We start from the raw sequence: 18,503 nt of genomic DNA on the forward strand, positions 1-18,503 counted from the left end.
GAGAAGTCTAACCCGTGTTTCGCATTCCCGCAGCAATGCCATTTAGGGTTAATAATGCTCCCTGTAATAACTCTTCTTTACTGTATCGGAAATGAATCACTCCCGACGCGCTTTGATTACTGTATTCACGGAGACGCTTGAGAAGAGAGACTTGTAAAAAACCAAGAGGAACGATCGTTCGGTTTCGTAGCTGTACTGAGCGCTGTAAATCTGGATCACCATCTAGGAGTTTCTCATGGTCGGTGATTAAACGGATTAATTCGCTTGCGAGGTAATATTCATCTGCAATTTGTTTAAAGATACGCTCAAATCGATCGTAATCTTCGGAGTTAGCTAATTCTTTGAGATAATGATGGGCAATTTGCAGATCAACTTTTGCTAAAGTCATCTCTACCTTAGAAACCACCATACGGAAAAAGGGCCATTTCCAATAGAAATAACGCAACAATTTTAAGTTATGTTCGCGATTCCGTTCGGTTTCTTCATCTAAAAAGCCTTTTAATGCTGTTCCGACACCGTACCAAGCGGGAAGTAAAAAACGGGTTTGTGTCCAACTGAACACCCAGGGAATCGCTCGTAAAGAGCTTAAATCTTTCTTTCCCCCTTGACGACGAGCGGGACGAGAACTAATTTGTAATTGGCTGATTTCTTGGATGGGAGTAACAGAAAGGAAGAAATCTAAAAAGTCTGGTTCTTCGTAAATCAAGGAACGATAATGTTGGCGCGATCGATCCGCCAATTCCTCCATAATACTATTCCAGGGTCCGATATCATCAAATCCACTTCCCAGTAAACTCCCCTGAATCACCGCGGTTGTTGCGGTTTCCAAATGATACAAGGCAAGATCGGGGAGAGAGTATTTAGAGGCGACCACTTCTCCCTGTTCTGTAATTTTAATCCGTCCGTTGATTGTAGAACTCGGCTGTGCCAAAATTGCCTCATAAGTGGGGCCGCCACCGCGTCCCACTGATCCCCCTCGTCCGTGAAAAATGCGTAAAGAAACCCCATAACCTTCCGCTAAACTCTGGAGTGCTTTTTGCGCCTTATGAATTTCCCAATTGCTGCTTAAAAATCCCGAATCTTTATTACTATCAGAATAACCGAGCATTACCTCTTGTATATCATACTGATTGCTTGCTTTTTCCAGACCATATCCTCCTGCTAAACAAGCTCGATATAAAGGTAATTCAAACAACGCTTTCATTATTTCGGGAGCGCTTAATAAATCATCCACTGTTTCAAATAAGGGAACAACTTGTAAGCTACAGCTTCCCGTTGCTGGATCATAAATTCCTGCTTCTTTTGCCAAGAGAAGGACTTCTAAAATGTCACTCACTTCATGGCTCATACTAATAATATAAGTGCGACAAACTTGTGTCCCAAATTCTTGTTGTAGCTTCTTTAAAAGACGGAAGGTTTCTACGGTTTCTTGGGTTTTTTCGGAAAAAGGAAGTTCTCCAGGAATGAGAGGGCGACGAGTTTGTAGTTCTTCACTGAGCCATTTGACTCGTTCTGATTCCGAGAGTTGATGATAAGATTGCGGTAAAATTTGTAAGTATTCTGTAATCTCGTCTAATGTCTCGGAATGACGAGACGACTCTTGACGCATATCTAACTCAGCTAAGTTAAAACCATAAATTTCGACTTGAGCAATTAAATCTTCTAAGTCTTGACAAGCTAATCCTGTTTCAATTAGATTACGCTGAATCAGTTTTAATTCTGCTAGAAAATCTGCGTCTGATTTATAAATCGTTTTCGGATGTTTTTTAATAGCTTCCTGTTGCGATTGCTCTCCTGAATATAAACTTTGGTTGCGCTGTATGGTATGTTCTAAACGCTTTTCAATGTAGGCAAGTTTTAAGCGATAAGGTTCTCGGCGATAGCGAATTGCTAACCGTTCGTAAACTTCTGGCATTACCGCGCGATCGTCTTCTAAGGATTCTAATAGTTCAGGCAGAACATCACTCCAATGTAAAGATAAACTTAATAAAGTGGTCAGTTGCTTCACTGAATGGAGATATCTTTCTAAGACAATTCCTCGCTGATAACAGGCGGTTTCCCAAGTTACTTCGGGAGTTACTGAGGGATTGCCATCTCGATCGGCCCCTACCCATGATCCAAAGCGACAGAAATGATTTCTTGGGGGAGTTAATTCCTTAAAAGACCCTTTCAGTGCCTTTTTTAGTCGTTTCGCCAACTGAGGCATCGTGTCGAATAACACTTCTTGAAAGTAATGTAGTGCATAATCTACTTCGTCTAAAACTTCAGGTTTAAACTGATGCAATTCATCAGTGCGCCACCACAACCGAATCTCCTCTTCTAGTTGTTCCGTTGATTCCACTGCTTCTGGAGACTCGAAAAAGTTTAAACTTTTAGTGGTTGCTTCATTGTAATCAATTTGCTCTAAAATTTTGGCAATGCGACGCTGTTTTTTCCGAATCGTTTGCCGAACAATTTCTGTGGGGTGCGCGGTAAAGACGAGACGAACTTCTAACTGGTTGAGTAAGCGTTGGACTTGTTGGGGAGGAACGTTGAGCCGTTTTAAGTAGGGAAATAACCAGTTAAATGTACCAGCTTTTTGATAGGTGGAATTTCCTTGCCAAGTTTTTTCTAAAAGTTCTGCACCGAGGAGACTGTGTTGAGGTTCGGCTTCCTTTTGATGGGAAAATTGTTTGTTGTTTTTTTCCTCATCTCCAAGACGGTTCAATTGTTGTTCCCGTTGTTCATAGTGTTGTTCAACGATATTAATTAATTGAAAGTATAAAGCAAAGGCGCGAGCGGCTCTTACTGCATCGTTGAGGGGAAGTTCCTCAATTAGTTGCGGTACGGATGATGTGGGTAATCCTGTGGCTTGTCCTTCTGGTGATCCCATAGAGCGCAACTGTTGCAGTAAATTTACTAATTCCTGACCACATTCTGCTCTTAATACGGATTCCCATAACTTTTCTATCAGTTTAATTCGTCGATCGAGGAATTGGTCACGAGATGCGTCGTTAGTATCTTCGCTGGATGCTTGCAACAGAGAACTCATATTCTTTTCCATCATGCTAGGGAACTTGTATTATAGTGATTCCAAATAAAAAACAGCAGATCAAAGGTAGTGGGAGCCAAGATGGCTGCACTACGGAATTGAATTGGAACGACTATAATTGCAGACTCCCGATTTTAGTCTGACCGTCATTATACCGATTCTGTTTCTCTCTGGATCGTTCTGATAGCGGTTTTTAGTCTTTAATTTCTATTTCGTTTTCTTGCTGAAAATGAAGAACGGGTAATCGATCGCGCCGAAATATCTCTTCACTGGCTTCTCCGATACTAATTAATCCCTGCTGCATCGATCGCGCACCGATTAACCCCATTAAAAAGGGAGTGCTGAGAATACTCAGAGCGATTTCTACTTCTGTTTGCTTCGATTGATTTACTTTTTCTGCCATACCGTAAAAATCTCCTAATTGTCTTTCCTTCTGTATTATCAACGCTTGACGGTTTTCTGTCTATCTCTTGACCGCCCATTGATAACTTTTTCTTATGTTTCAAATCAGCTTCGCAAATTTACAAAACTTGACAATTCCTTAAGGAAAGCAATATAGTTAACACATGGCTTAAATCAAGCCACCCAATCATAAAAATATCATCCAAAAAACGGAATCATATCCAAAATGACAACCACTTTACAGCAACAACAAAGCCAGAATATCTGGGAACGCTTCTGCCAGTGGGTAACTAGCACCAACAACCGCCTTTATGTCGGCTGGTTCGGCGTGTTAATGATCCCTACCCTCTTAACCGCAACCACTTGCTTCATCATCGCGTTCATCGCAGCACCTCCCGTTGACATCGACGGTATCCGTGAACCCGTAGCTGGTTCTTTACTCTACGGAAACAACATCATCTCCGGTGCAGTTGTTCCTTCCTCCAACGCCATTGGACTTCACTTCTATCCCATCTGGGAAGCAGCATCCTTAGACGAATGGCTCTACAACGGTGGCCCTTACCAGTTAATCGCATTCCACTTCTTAATCGGAATCTTCTGCTACCTCGGACGTGAGTGGGAACTTTCCTACCGTCTCGGAATGCGCCCCTGGATTTGCGTCGCGTTCTCCGCACCAGTAGCGGCAGCAACTGCAGTGTTCTTAATCTATCCCATCGGACAAGGTTCTTTCTCTGATGGAATGCCATTAGGAATCAGTGGTACATTCAACTTCATGTTCGTCTTCCAAGCGGAACACAACATCTTAATGCACCCCTTCCATATGCTCGGAGTAGCAGGTGTATTCGGTGGAGCCTTATTCTCCGCCATGCACGGTTCTCTCGTAACATCCTCCTTAGTACGTGAGACAACTGAAAACGAAAGCCAAAACAACGGCTACAAATTCGGACAAGAAGAAGAAACCTACAACATCGTGGCAGCGCACGGCTACTTCGGTCGCTTAATCTTCCAATATGCGAGCTTCAACAACAGCCGTAGCTTACACTTCTTCTTAGCCGCTTGGCCCGTCATCGGAATCTGGTTCACCGCATTAGGAATCAGCACCATGGCGTTTAACCTCAACGGATTCAACTTCAACCAGTCCGTAATTGACAGCCAAGGTCGCGTCATCAACACTTGGGCGGACGTGTTAAACCGCGCTAACTTAGGATTCGAGGTAATGCACGAACGTAACGCGCACAACTTCCCCTTAGACTTAGCGGCTGGTGAATCCACCCCTGTAGCAATGCAAGCACCTGAAATCAACGGTTAATCTTTCACAGATAACTAACTGATTTCTAACCCTCTCCTTCGGGAGGGGGTTTTTTGTTTGACTCCACAGACGTGCGATCGCAATTTTAAAAAGTAGATGTTATACCATTTCGATTTATTCCCCCCAATCATCGGGGGGGTTGGGAGGATATACTGTAACTTAACTTGTTAGAAATGGTATTACATCTTGTAGGGTGGGCAAGGCAAACCCTACGGTCAATGAGTAGTTATACCATTTCGATAAACTATGGCTAAACCCCATCCAATTATTCCCCCCAATCATCGGGGGGCTAGGGGGGATAAACTGTAACTTAACTTGTTAGAAATGGTATTACATCTTGTAGGGTGGGCAGGGCAAACCCTACGGTCAATGAGCTACTCCTGAACCACACTGATCTATAAACTTTGTCCTTCGACAGGCTCAGGAACACCTTCGTCCTTCGACAAGCTCAGGAACACTTTTGTCCTTTGTTCTCCAATGACTAATGACCAATGTACAGACGTTGTTGGGTTTCGCTACTCTCCACCCAACCTACCTAGTGACTAATTGCTGTTGGGTTTCTCTACTCTCCACCCAACCTACATTGAGAGAGTGTAGATTTCATCTGGCAAAAAAAAATCCCCCTTAGATTAAGGAGGATAAAATGTAAATCAGAAAGATTATTGGAATTTATTGTTGCATTTGAGGGACATATTGCTCTTTCTCAGGAATATCAGTGTATTCAGAGAGAATCTGGCGGAATTCATCGCCATCAATGGTTTCTTTCTCAATCAATAAATCTACTAAACGATCGATCGCGACTCGGTGATCACGGATAATTTGACGTGCGTTTTGGTGACACTGTTCGACAATTTCCCGCACTTGGGCATCAATTCGAGATGCAATTTCCTCGGAATACTCCGATCGATTCATCAAGCCACCACCGAGGAAAACCTCGCTGTTTTGACTTTCTAAAGACATGGGACCTAAATCAGACATCCCGAAGCGAGTCACCATTTGACGTGCCATTGCGGTTAACTGTTGTAAATCACCACCAGCACCAGAGGTAACTTCCGCATCTCCAAATACTTCTTCTTCGGCAGCACGACCGCCTAAAGCACCAGTAATCCGAGCTTTCAGTTGCGATCGAGAAATGAGCATTTGTTCTTCATTGGGTGTAAACCAAGTTAACCCCTGCGCTTGTCCACGAGGAATCAGTGTCACTTTCTGCACGGGATCATGATCTTTGACTAACGTGCCAATAATCGCGTGACCGACTTCGTGGTAGGCAATTAAACGCTTACTTTTACTATCTACTAACGGCGTTCCTTCCATTCCCGCAACTACTCGATCGACCGCATCGTCGATTTCTGCGAGGGTAATGGCATCTTTCCGACGACGAGCGGTTAAGATCGCCGCCTCATTGAGAAGGTTAGCTAAATCCGCACCAGTAAACCCAGGGGTCCGTCGCGCGATCGATTCTAAAGAGACTTCAGGAGACAATTTTTTGTTCCGAGCGTGAACATTTAGGATCGAAACTCGTCCTTTAACATCTGGTGCATCTACCGATATCTGTCGATCGAAGCGTCCTGGACGTAATAAAGCCGTATCAAGCACATCAGGGCGGTTCGTCGCCGCAATAATAATGATGCCTGTATTGCCTTCAAACCCGTCCATTTCCGTTAATAACTGGTTGAGGGTTTGTTCCCGTTCATCGTTACCGCCGCCAATACCAGCGCCCCGTTGACGACCGACTGCGTCAATTTCATCAATAAAGATGAGACAAGGAGCGTTTTCTTTCGCTTTTTTGAATAAATCACGAACACGAGACGCACCGACACCGACAAACATTTCCACAAATTCTGAGCCAGAAATGCTGAAGAACGGAACACCCGCTTCACCTGCGATCGCTTTTGCCATCAGGGTTTTCCCAGTTCCAGGCGGTCCGATTAATAATGCACCTTTCGGGATTTTCGCACCGACTGCGGTAAAGCGTTCTGGTTGTTTCAGGAACGTTACCACTTCTTGGAGTTCCTCTTTCGCTTCTTCCACACCAGCAACATCATCAAAGAGAACGCCAGTTTTTGCTTCCATTTGGAAACGAGCGCGAGATTTACCAAAATTCATTGCTTGTCCAGGGCCGCCACCAGCATTATTGGAACGACGGAAGAGGAAGAACAACGCACCGATGAGTAAAACTGGGAAAATTAGGTTGCCTAAGAAGCCCCAAATTGCGCCATTATCCCCATTATCATGGGAGTCGATCGCAACATCGGATTCCCGCATTTTTGTAATTAATTCTGGTGCATTTTCAGGGAGATCAACCCGATAACGTTGGGTATTACCGCTTACTTGTGGATCATTTGCTTGCACGATCGCGGTGCGACCATTATCATATAAATCCACTGCTTGCACGCGATCGGACTCTAAATATTCCAGAAAACGACCGTAACTCAATCGTGTATTTGCTGCATTATTCCCTGTCAATTCTCCTGCATTCGGAGAAAATGTTCCCTGCCAGAGGAAAAACCCAACCACGAGAATTGGTAGTGTCCAGAGTAGAATTACCCGCCAAGGTAGTTTCATTTTTTAATTCCTTTGTTGTGTGTCTTACTATAATGCTTAAGTCAATTTCTCTTTTTCCTCCTCTCCCTTTTGAGAGAAGTTTTTGAGGATGTATAACCTTATATTTTATCTGTTGACTTTCTTAACCTAACTTAACATATTTCTCATTTGTTTGTCCTTTGTTGTCCAATGACGAAATAGGGTTTGCTGAAAAAGTTCATGTTTTCGGTGTAGTAAGGCAAAAGGCAAGAGGCTTGCATGCAAGAGGCAAGAGGTAAGATTTCAAGGTTTTGATGCAGGGTGCGTGATTATTGAGCGTTCAATTTCCTTGCACTTTTTTGAGGAGTTAAGAGCATTAAAACCAGATAGTACGCGAGTTTTGGCTTTCTTCAGCAAGCCCGAAATAAAAAATCCCCCAAGTATTGGGGGAATTAGGGAAAAAGCAATCAGTTAAACCTTCTTACTGATCACTGATCACTGGTAACTGGTAACTGGTAACTGGTCACTGATCACGCTTATTAATAGGTTTCAACGTGCCAACGTCCCGCTTTTTTCATACTTTTCTGGAAGTCAGACCAGTTCGCGCCGTGTTTTTCCGCTTCTGCAGAAAGTGCTTCATCAATCCCGTCTTCCATACCTTTCAAACCACAAATATAGGTGTGAGTATTTTCTTTTTGCAGCAATTCCCAAATTTCAGAAACTTGTTCCGCCACACGGTTTTGGATGTACATCTTCTTACCATCGGCGGTTTTTTGTTCCCGACTGAGGGCGTAAGTCAAACGGAAGTTATCAGGGAACTCTTGCTGCATTTTCTCTAAATCTTCCTTATACAGGATATTTTGCTGATAAGGAACACCAAAGATTAACCAAGCAAACCCATTAAACTTGTAGTCTTCATGCTTCTCTTGGAACATCCGACGGAGATAAGCACGGTAAGGCGCAATTCCCGTTCCCGTTGCCATCATAATAATTGTGGCGTTGGGGTCTTCGGGTAAAAGCATCTCTTTTCCCACCGGACCGGTAATGGTTACGTCTGCGCCTTCATCAAGGTTACACAGGTAACTAGAACAAACCCCATAAATTGTTTCATTGGTTTCAGGATGTTGATAAACTAACTCGCGAACACACAAAGAAACGGTGTTATCATCACCTTGATCGCCGTGACGAGTGGAAGCAATGGAGTATAAACGTAATTTGTGGGGCTTTCCTTTTTCATTTTCCCCAGGAGGAATAATTCCGATGCTTTGCCCTTCGAGATACCATAAATCACTATCAGAAACATCAAAGGTGAGGTGACGGACGCGACCAATTCCCCCTTCTTTGACTAACTCCTGATTCCCGACACATTTACCGATTAAAGGATTTTTGGGCTTATAAATGTTCACAGGAACATCTGATTTAGCTTTTGCTTTAGCTTTTGTTTCACTCATAGCTGCTTTTTTATCCTTACCTTGTTCAGCAGTTGTCCCAGCCTGATCTGAGTGATTGTTGCCATTTAGAGGCTTGATGCTCTTAATTTTCCCGCCCATGCGAGTAATCCGTTGCATCTCTTGGTTCATACGGTTATAAGGAACCGTGATGAAAACGCTACCACTCTTACGAATTGGTGATTCCACTTGGTCAGTGGCTTCATTTTGCCGTAAGCCTTCCACTTCATACACAAAGAAGCGATTGGCATATTCAGTATTTTTGAGTGTGTTTGCAGACGGGACCGGACCGTACATAAATTTTCTCTCTCCCAACTTGGTTCTAATTTATCTTACAAAAATTATCTTAAGATGTATTGCTTGCTTCAAAGCATCATATTAAGTCTAGAAAATTGCTTCGATCAACTCTAGAGATATTTCTCTAGGGTGGTGCTGTATTCATCGTAGGTTTTAGCACCGACAAGGGTTTCCACTTGTTCTCCCCCCTTGAAAAACATCACTGCGGGAATGCTTCTCACCTCAAACCGTTTCGCCACTGGTTTATGATCATCGAGGTCTAATTTCCGAATTTGAGCGCGATCGCTGTATGCTTCATTTAACTGATCAATTAAAGGGGCGACCAGTTTACAGGGACCACACCATGTCGCTGTACAATCCACGACTAACAGGGTGGGGTTGGCAATTAGTTCGTCTAACTCGGCTTCGCTTTGAATATAAGCTGTTTCTGTCATTACTGTCTTTTCTTGGATTTTTAAGTTTGGTTAACTTCTACCGTATCAGATTACTGGACAAATTCTAATCCCTCTTTATCCCATTTCTTTCTAAAAAACCGTTCATCCCGAACAAATGATACTAAAAAAGGCTCACCTTGCCTAGTAAATATTCAAAAAATATTAATATTTTGTGGGTTTAGTTTTTCAACTTTTCCGTTGTTTATAAACTATTTTTAAGCTGAGTAATTATGCCGATTTAGCTCGTTATAATAGGAGACAGAAAGAAGCTCGATCGATGCCTCCGCATACAAACGAAGACAGGGAGAAGATAAAGAATGTTAACCCAAACCGCAACCTTTATTCCAGGAAAATGGGTCGAAAATATTGATGTCCGCGATTTTATTCAAAAAAATTACACCCCCTACACAGGAGACGATTCCTTCTTAGTTGAACCCACAGAAAATACGAAAAAACTATGGGATCAAGTGCAACTTTTAATGGCAAAAGAACGGGAAAACGGGATTTTAGATACAGATACTAAAGTTCCTGCTGGAATTACGGCTCACGCCCCAGGTTATATTGATCAAACCTTAGAAAAAATTGTGGGCTTACAAACCGATAAACCGTTAAAACGCGCTATTATGCCTTATGGCGGGATTCGTGTTGTGAAGAAATCCCTAGAATCTTATGGTTACGAACTTGATCCGCAAACGGAAGAAATTTTTACCAAGTATCGTAAAACTCATAACGATGGCGTATTTTCTGCTTATACAAAATCAATGCGTTTAGCGCGGCGTTCAGGTGTAATTACAGGTTTACCCGATGCTTATGGTCGCGGTCGCATTATTGGTGATTATCGTCGGGTTGCATTATATGGAATTAACCATTTAGTTGAGGAGAAAAAACTCCAATTAGAGTCCCTAGAAAACGAAATGATGAGTGAAGAAATCATTCGTTTACGGGAAGAAATTTCTGAGCAAATAACCGCCCTCCAAGACTTAGAAAAAATGGGCGCGAGTTATGGTTTTGATCTGTCTCAACCCGCGAAAAATGCAAAAGAAGCCATTCAATGGACTTACTTCGGTTATTTAGGCGCGGTGAAAGAACAAAATGGCGCAGCCATGTCATTAGGACGAGTTTCAACTTTTCTTGATATTTATATCGAAAAAGATTTACAAGCGGGATTAATTACCGAAACCGAAGCCCAAGAAATGGTCGATCATTTCGTGATGAAACTGCGGATGGTGCGTTTCTTGCGGACTCCAGAATATAATCAACTCTTCTCTGGTGATCCCACATGGGTAACAGAATGTTTAGGGGGAATGGGTGTCGATGGTCGTCCTTTGGTGACGCGGACAAACTTCCGTTTTCTTCATACCCTTTATAACTTGGGGCCAGCGCCTGAACCGAATTTAACGGTTTTATGGTCGGAAAGTCTTCCTGTTAACTTTAAACGCTACTGTGCCAAAGTTTCCATTGATACCAGTTCCATCCAGTATGAAAATGATGACTTAATGCGCGGTGAATATGGGGATGATTATGGAATTGCTTGCTGTGTTTCAGCGATGCGAATCGGAAAACAAATGCAGTTTTTCGGCGCACGGGTGAACTTAGCTAAAGCCCTCTTGTATGCGATTAACGGCGGTGTGGATGAAAAATCAGGGGATCAGGTTGCGCCTCCTAGCACTCCCATTAAGTCGGATTATCTCGATTATGATGAGGTGATGGAAAAATTTGAGGGGTTGATGGGCTGGTTGTCGAAACTGTATGTTAACGCCTTGAATATTATCCACTATATGCACGATAAATATGCTTATGAACGCTTACAGATGGCGTTGCACTCGCGCGATGTTTATCGGACAATGGCTTGTGGAATGGCAGGTTTATCGGTGGTTGCGGATTCTCTGGCGGCGATTAAGTATGCCAAAGTGAAGGTGCTACGGGATGAAAATGGTTTAGCGGTGGATTATCAAATTGAGGGGGATTATCCCAAGTTTGGCAACAATGACGATCGCGCTGACAGTATTGCGGTTAATTTGGTGACAGATTTAATGAATCATATCCGTCAACATCAAACTTATCGCCAAGCAACACCCACTCAGTCCATTCTCACGATTACCTCGAATGTGGTTTATGGGAAGAAAACAGGGAATACACCTGATGGACGGGAAGCGGGAAAACCCTTCGCACCAGGGGCGAATCCCATGCACGGACGAGACACCAAAGGCGCGATCGCGGCGTTATCTTCAGTGGCAAAATTACCCTATGATAATGCGAAAGATGGCATTTCCTACACTTTCTCGATCATTCCCCAAGCGTTAGGAAAAGGAGACGACAACCGCATCAGTAACCTGACAGGAATGTTAGACGGTTATTTCCACGACACTGGACACCACGTTAACATCAACGTCCTGAACCGAGAAACCTTATTAGATGCGATGGATCATCCCGAAAAATATCCACAGTTAACGATTCGGGTTTCAGGATACGCGGTTAACTTTGTTAAACTCACCCGTGAACAACAAGAGGATGTTATTTCTCGCACTTTCCACGGACAAGTTTAGCAACCGTGACCAGTGACTAATAAACCTCAACTAAAGCCCCCAGAATTGGGGGTTGGGGGCAATTCTTCAGCCGCGAAAGCCCCCAGAGGATTTAGAGTCAACTTAAAAGTAACGCCCCCAGAATTGGGGGTTGGGGATAAATCAAATAATGTTAACCAACACACCAACAGAAACCAAAGGACGCATTCACTCGATCGAAAGCTGTGGAACAGTTGATGGACCTGGGATTCGGTTTGTCATTTTTACTCAAGGTTGTCCGCTACGTTGTCTTTACTGTCATAACCCAGACTGTCGCCATATTGAAGACGGAAAAGAAGCCACGATCGAGGAACTGATCACAGAAATCCAAAAGTATCGATCGTATATGCGCTTTTCGGGAGGTGGAGTAACGGTCACTGGAGGAGAACCCTTAATGCAACCAGAATTTGTGACAGAAATCTTCAAACAGTGTCAAGCATTAGGGATTCATACCGCATTAGACACCTCTGGTTATGTTCCCATCGCAGCAGCGAAACCCGTTCTCGATTACACCGATTTAGTGTTACTGGACATTAAATCTTACAAACCCGACATTTATCGCACTGTCACCAGTGTTTCTGTTGAACCGACTCTCAATTTTGCTCGTTATCTCAGTGAGATTAAGCAACCAACTTGGGTTCGCTTCGTGTTAGTTCCTAATTTAACGGATTCTGTTGAAAACATTAAAGAATTAGCAGCATTTGTGGCAAGTTTGCAAAATGTAGAAAAGTTAGAAGTTTTACCCTTTCATCAAATGGGTACATATAAATGGGAAAAACTCGGTTATGACTATCAACTTAAAGAGACGAAACCCCCTTCTCCAGACTTAATTGCAAGTACAATTAACATCTTTCAAAGTTATGGAATTAAAGTGAGTTATTAGTAGGTTGGGTGGAGGTAACGAAACCCAACATAAATCGAAACAAAACCGACAATCACTACATTCAAAAAAAAGGAGAAACAATAATGACTGTCACCAATCTTCAAGAACTAGAAACTCTCATTTCCAATGTCAAAGCAGCCCAAGCCAAATACGCGACATTTCCTCAAGAAAAAGTCGATGCCATCTTTAAAAAAGCGGCTTTAGCGGCTAACATGAATCGGATTCCGTTAGCAAAAATGGCAGTAGAAGAAACGGGAATGGGTGTTCAAGAAGATAAGGTGATTAAAAATCACTTTGCTTCTGAGATTATTTATAACAAATATAAACATGAAGTTACTTGTGGAGTGATTGAATCTGATCCTCATTATGGGATTCAAAAATTAGCGGAACCACTGGGCGTTTTAGCTGGAATTGTTCCGACGACTAATCCCACATCAACCGCGATTTTTAAGGCGCTGATTGCACTAAAAACACGCAATGCAATTATTTTTTCTCCTCATCCTCGCGCTAAAGAATGCACGATCGAAGCGGCTAAAATTGTTCGTGATGCGGCGATCGAAGCTGGCGCACCTGCTGACATTATTGGTTGGATTGATGAACCAACGATCGAGCTTTCTCAAACCTTAATGAAGCATCCTAGCATTAATTTAATTCTCGCCACTGGCGGACCAGGAATGGTGAAAGCGGCTTATTCCTCTGGAAAACCCTCGTTGGGAGTGGGTGCGGGAAATACCCCCGCCGTCATTGATGAAACTGCAAACATTCCGATGGCAGTAAGTTCTATTTTAATCAGTAAAACCTTTGATAATGGGATGATTTGTGCTTCAGAACAATCGGTAATTGTTGCGGATGAAGTTTATGAAAAAGTCAAACAAGAGTTTATCGATCGCGGCGCGTATTTCCTCACACCAGAAGAAACCGAAAAAATCCGAGAAATTTTAATTATCGAAGGACGAATTAACCCCAAAATTGTTGGTCAATCGGTGCAAAAAATAGCCGAAATTGCAGGAATGGAAGTGGGAGAAAATACCAAAGTTTTAATTGGGGAAGTGGAAGACATCAGCCTTGAGGAAGCCTTCGCCCATGAAAAACTTTCTCCCGTTTTAGCGATGTATCACGGTCAAAACTTTGAGGAAGCGACAACTAAAGCACAACAATTAATCAGTTTAGGAGGGCGTGGACATACTTCGGTTCTTTATACTGCACAAAAAAATCACGCTCGCATTTTACATTTTGAAAGTAAACTGACCACAGGACGAGTATTAATTAATACCCCTTCATCTCAAGGCGCGATCGGAGATTTGTATAACTTTAAATTAGACCCCTCTCTCACTTTAGGCTGTGGAACTTGGGGCGGTAATTCCGTCAGTGAAAACGTCGCCCCTCATCACTTATTAAACATTAAAACCGTCTCGGAACGACGGGAAAATATGTTATGGTTTCGAGTGCCACCAAAAATCTATTTCAAATTTGGTTGTTTACCAGTGGCGTTGCAAGAATTGAAAGGAAAAAAACGCGCCTTTATTGTTACGGATAAACCCTTATTTGATATGGGGGTATTAAAAGAAGTCACCGACGTTTTAGATGAAATTGGTTTAGAACATCAGGTATTTTATGATGTCAAACCCGATCCGAAATTAGGGGAAATTAACAAAGGTGTGGAAGCAATGAACAGTTTTCAACCTGATGTCATTATTTCCTTCGGTGGCGGTTCGCCAATGGATGCGGCAAAAATCATGTGGTTGATGTATGAACATCCCGAAGTTGAGTTTGAGGGAGTCGCGACTCGCTTTATGGATATTCGGAAACGGGTTTATGATTTACCGCCTTTAGGGGAAAAAGCCATGATGATCGCCGTTCCCACCACATCTGGAACTGGTTCAGAAGTTACCCCCTTTGCTGTGGTAACGGATGAGAAAACAGGGATTAAGTATCCTCTTGCCGATTATGCCCTTACACCGAATATGGCGATCGTTGACCCAGAATTAGTGATGCACCTCCCAAAACGGTTGACAGCTTACGGGGGAATTGATGCGTTAACTCATGCGTTGGAGGCTTATGTTTCTGTCGTCGCCACCGAGTTTACTCAAGGGTTAGCCTTAGAAGCAGTGGAATTATTGTTTAAGTATCTTCCTAATGCTTATAAATACGGCGCAAATGACCCTGTGGCGCGAGAAAAAGTCCATTATGCGGCGACGATCGCTGGTATGGCGTTCGCTAACTCATTTTTAGGGATTTGTCACTCGATGGCGCACAAACTCGGCGCGACATTCCACGTGCCACACGGGTTAGCCAATGCGTTGATGATTTCCCATGTGATTCGTTATAACACGACGGATGCTCCCTTTAAACAAGCGATTTTCCCTCAGTATGAATATCCTCACGCCAAGGAACGCTATGCGCGATTAGCGGATTACTTAAAATTGGGAGGAGAGACGCTTGATGAGAAAGTGGAAAACTTGGTCAGCGCGATCGAGCGCTTAAAACAAGAGTTAGATGTTCCGCTTACCATTAAAGAAACCTTACACGGGGACGATCGCGAGTTCTATGAACAACTGGAAAACCTCGCCGAACAAGCCTTTGATGATCAATGTACTGTCGCCAATCCCCGTTATCCCTTGATTAAAGACTTGAAAGAGCTATATGTTTTAGCTTATCAAGGTTGCCGTGTGGATAGCATGATGTATCATCCCGAAACCGAACCAACGGCGGACTATGTGGTGTAATATGTTTTTGATTAATTGTTTCTAATCAATTCAGGTGCGGGGGAATCCTCCGCACTCTGAGGATTCAGTAAGACGTGAGATTGTGCAATGGAGAAGGAAAAAGTCTTACAAATATTAGAGACTCATCAAAATCGCCTTGATGAATTTGCCGTGAAAACGCTTTTTTTATTTGGATCAGTTGCCAGAGGAGAAGCAACGCCAGAGAGTGATGTGGACTTTTTAGTTGAGTTTAAACGTCCAGTGGGTTTATTTACTTTGTTAGGTTTGCAGCGCTATTTAGAAGATTTATTGAACTGTTCGGTAGATGTGGGAACATTAAAGTCCCTGCGTCCTCATTTGCGGGAAACTGTATTAAAGGAGGCAGTTCGTGTCTTCTAGAGAATTTAAGCGACGGGTACAGGATATATTGTCAGAAATTTCATTTATAGAACAAAGCATCGAAGGCTTAAGTTTTGAAATATTTATTGAAGATGAACAAGCGCTAAGAGCCATTCTATACAGTTTAGCGGTGATTGGTGAAGCGGTAGGAAGTGTGAGTTACCTAAGCCGGAAGGTCGCCCTCCCGACTCGGCTTCAAAACCGTACGTGATACTTTCGCATCATACGGCTCCTCTTCGATATACGCTGCAATAGCAGCACTTCCCTGCTTAGATTCTTATACGAGTCGCTCCCATAATTTATCATCAATTTCCACATAATCAACATATTCTTCTCCGTTGTTATCAACTTTGATTTTTACGTCAATTGTGGATTTATGTTTGATTTTTTCTTGAGCTTGTCTTTTTGAATCTTCAGCAGTTTTCTCATGGTGACAGTGACGATGAAGTAATTGTAAGTTCTTATCCTCGTCTTTACCCCCTTCGGCTTTAGGGATTATATGGTCAACTTCGAGAACATCTTCATCATTAAAATAAAGTCCACAACGAGCGCATTTGCCATTCTGCTTAACCATTAATTTGGATACTCGTTTTTTGACACCTGGGTATTTACCTCGGCGTTTACTCCAATACCGCCAATCTCCATCGAAAGGAGACCTGGTACCCTCAATCTTTTTATGATACTTAATTGGTGTCCATGCGTGTTTGCGTAATTCATGCTTACCCGCAACAGAAGAATTCGGTACTTCAGATGGAGTAGAAAAGACCCATTTGTCTATCCTATCATCACCCTTCAAACTTTTCTCCTTAGTCCAATGAAAGTATCTTTGTTCACACCATTTGGGGGTTTTATTCGCATGACGGCGTTTCATCCAGCGACGTAATTTGTTATAGACCATGTAGTCTAGTCGTTTGAAAGCTTCTTTAGAGCAGACTGCATTGTGATAGTTGCAAAATCCAACGATGATTGAATTTAACTTTCCAATAATTGCCTCTTGGGACTTACCTCTCATTGAATCTAAGACTCTTACAATCTTTTCATAATGCCTCTTAATACTTTTGTCACTGGGTTTAATTAATGTTTTGAAACCGAGTAACTTACCCTGCGCATTTTTTCCTGAGTGGTCTTTCCCAACACTATATTGTCGGACATTCCATCCCAGAAAATCAAACCCTGCTTCTTCCTCTTCAGAATCATACAAGGTGTGGCAAATCCTCGTTTTGCTCTCACTTAGTTCTAAGCCTAAGCCATGTAACCAGTGTTCAATCAGCGTTTTCGCCTGTTGGACGATGGATTTATCCCTGTGAAGTACAACGAAGTCATCCGCATACCTGATGAGGGTGATACTTTGTCGTCTGTTGATTTTACTCATTTGGCGACCGTTTTCGTTTTTATATCCCTTCCAGGTCTCAGCCCATTGTTTTATGTACTCCTCAAGTCCATGCAGGGCTATGTTTGCCAAAAGTGGACTAATTACCCCTCCTTGTGGTGTCCCTTCCTCAGTAGGCATCCAATCGCCTCTATCCAAAACCCCCGACTTTAACCAAGCTCGAATCTGTCGCGCAATAGTCGGAGTCGTATTCAGTTTTCGTAAAAGAACATCGTGATTTATACGGTCGAAACATTTAGAAATGTCAGCATCTAAGACCCATTTGGGTTTCTGATTGATGGACACATAAATTGCACCTTCCGCATCATGACAAGAGCGTCCTGGACGGAAACCATACGAATTAGGTTCAAATTTAGCCTCCCATTCCGGCTCCATAGCCAGCTTGAGAAGAGCCTGCCTCGCACGGTCTTCCATAACAGGAATTCCCAGGCTACGTTTTTCAGCTTTACCTGGTTTCGGAATATATACTCGTCTTAAAGATTTACCCTTCCCTGTTAGAGTTAGGTTTTCAGCAAGGTTTAATCGTTGTTTAGGGTTTAGGCTCTTAACTCCATCTACCCCTGCGGTATTTTTGCCTTGGTTATCTTGCGAGATTCTCCGTACTGCTAGGAGTTTTGCACTCCAGGACCGTAACAATAATCTTTGAAGTTTGTGGACTTTAGCCACGTCACCACTTTGAGAAGCTCGAAAAATCCGTTTTTGAAGCTTAAACACATTAATCTCCACCTGTTTCCAATCCACTTGATTCCATTCCGTCTTCTCCATCAGGAGTAATCCGAAACTTAACCAAAATGGAAAGTTCAAGAAGGTTTTAACCTCTGCATTACTTTCATACTTTAGCAAGTTCATGATTCCCTCTACTTAATTTCATTTTCTTCGTAATCGAAAGTGGTTACGTCTGCTTATCCTCTTCGTTAAAAGAGGCCTTTGCTTCTTAACCAATCCCGCCCTCGCTCTACCTGACAAAAATGGTCAGAGATTGCGTCCCGACAGACTACTTGAGAATCGACCTTCCCAAGAGTATGAACGAGGGTTAATTCGTTCCTGATTTCCATTTGCTTGAGACCTTAGCCTCCTACTTTCCACCGGGTACATTTTTGGGGATGTGATATAAGCCA

The 18,503-nt window shown here is 42.8% G+C and carries 12 protein-coding genes; 6 read left to right on the forward strand and 6 right to left on the reverse strand.

Annotated features, from left to right (window positions below; translation table 11 throughout):
* Positions 1-7: 7 nt before the first annotated feature.
* Both ppc and DACSA_RS08735 read right to left on the reverse strand, forming a co-directional pair.
* Positions 8-3,031 carry a phosphoenolpyruvate carboxylase gene (ppc, locus tag DACSA_RS08730; protein ID WP_015229405.1) on the reverse strand — a complete coding sequence of 1,008 codons (3,024 nt, stop codon included), beginning with the start codon at positions 3,029-3,031 and terminating at the stop codon, positions 8-10.
* A 193-nt stretch (positions 3,032-3,224) separates the two neighbouring features.
* The gene (locus tag DACSA_RS08735) at positions 3,225-3,434 is read right to left on the reverse strand and encodes a hypothetical protein (protein ID WP_015229406.1); all 210 of its coding nucleotides are present in this window, start codon (positions 3,432-3,434) and stop codon (positions 3,225-3,227) included.
* Between the two features lie 225 nt (positions 3,435-3,659).
* Between DACSA_RS08735 and psbA the strand changes: the two genes are divergently transcribed.
* Positions 3,660-4,742 carry a photosystem II q(b) protein gene (gene psbA, locus DACSA_RS08740; protein ID WP_015229407.1) on the forward strand — a complete coding sequence of 361 codons (1,083 nt, stop codon included), beginning with the start codon at positions 3,660-3,662 and terminating at the stop codon, positions 4,740-4,742.
* Between the two features lie 669 nt (positions 4,743-5,411).
* Here the strand turns inward: psbA and ftsH2 are convergent.
* The 3 genes from ftsH2 to DACSA_RS08755 form a co-directional block, all read right to left on the reverse strand.
* Positions 5,412-7,307: an ATP-dependent zinc metalloprotease FtsH2 gene (gene ftsH2, locus DACSA_RS08745; RefSeq protein ID WP_015229408.1), complete on the reverse strand. Its 1,896-nt coding sequence runs from the start codon at positions 7,305-7,307 to the stop codon at positions 5,412-5,414.
* Positions 7,308-7,804: 497 nt separating this feature from the next.
* Positions 7,805-9,010, reverse strand: a complete 1,206-nt coding sequence (gene petH / locus DACSA_RS08750) for a ferredoxin--NADP reductase (protein ID WP_015229409.1) — start codon at positions 9,008-9,010, stop codon at positions 7,805-7,807.
* 110 nt (positions 9,011-9,120) lie between these two features.
* The gene (locus tag DACSA_RS08755) at positions 9,121-9,444 is read right to left on the reverse strand and encodes a thioredoxin family protein (RefSeq protein WP_015229410.1); all 324 of its coding nucleotides are present in this window, start codon (positions 9,442-9,444) and stop codon (positions 9,121-9,123) included.
* A gap of 317 nt (positions 9,445-9,761) precedes the next feature.
* On the opposite strand from DACSA_RS08755, the gene pflB reads away from it, so the two are divergent.
* The 5 genes from pflB (at position 9,762) to DACSA_RS08780 (ending at position 16,206) form a co-directional block, all read left to right on the forward strand.
* Complete coding sequence (gene pflB / locus DACSA_RS08760; RefSeq protein WP_015229411.1) at positions 9,762-11,990, forward strand: formate C-acetyltransferase; 2,229 nt, start codon at positions 9,762-9,764, stop codon at positions 11,988-11,990.
* 148 nt (positions 11,991-12,138) lie between these two features.
* Entirely contained in the window at positions 12,139-12,891 is a 753-nt protein-coding gene (pflA, locus tag DACSA_RS08765; protein ID WP_015229412.1) for a pyruvate formate-lyase-activating protein, read from the forward strand.
* A gap of 83 nt (positions 12,892-12,974) precedes the next feature.
* Positions 12,975-15,617 carry a bifunctional acetaldehyde-CoA/alcohol dehydrogenase gene (adhE, locus tag DACSA_RS08770; RefSeq protein ID WP_015229413.1) on the forward strand — a complete coding sequence of 881 codons (2,643 nt, stop codon included), beginning with the start codon at positions 12,975-12,977 and terminating at the stop codon, positions 15,615-15,617.
* A gap of 87 nt (positions 15,618-15,704) precedes the next feature.
* On the forward strand, positions 15,705-15,995 hold the full coding sequence (locus DACSA_RS08775; RefSeq protein ID WP_015229414.1) for a nucleotidyltransferase family protein: 291 nt from the start codon (positions 15,705-15,707) through the stop codon (positions 15,993-15,995).
* Entirely contained in the window at positions 15,985-16,206 is a 222-nt protein-coding gene (locus DACSA_RS08780; RefSeq protein WP_071880305.1) for a HepT-like ribonuclease domain-containing protein, read from the forward strand. The genes DACSA_RS08775 and DACSA_RS08780 overlap by 11 nt, the downstream gene beginning before the upstream one ends.
* A gap of 66 nt (positions 16,207-16,272) precedes the next feature.
* Here DACSA_RS08780 and ltrA read toward each other — a convergent pair whose 3' ends face one another.
* Positions 16,273-18,234, reverse strand: a complete 1,962-nt coding sequence (gene ltrA / locus DACSA_RS19710) for a group II intron reverse transcriptase/maturase (protein WP_015229415.1) — start codon at positions 18,232-18,234, stop codon at positions 16,273-16,275.
* Positions 18,235-18,503: the final 269 nt, after the last annotated feature.

Source organism: Dactylococcopsis salina PCC 8305, assembly GCF_000317615.1.
In the GTDB taxonomy this organism is placed as follows: Bacteria; Cyanobacteriota; Cyanobacteriia; order Cyanobacteriales; family Rubidibacteraceae; genus Halothece; species Halothece salina.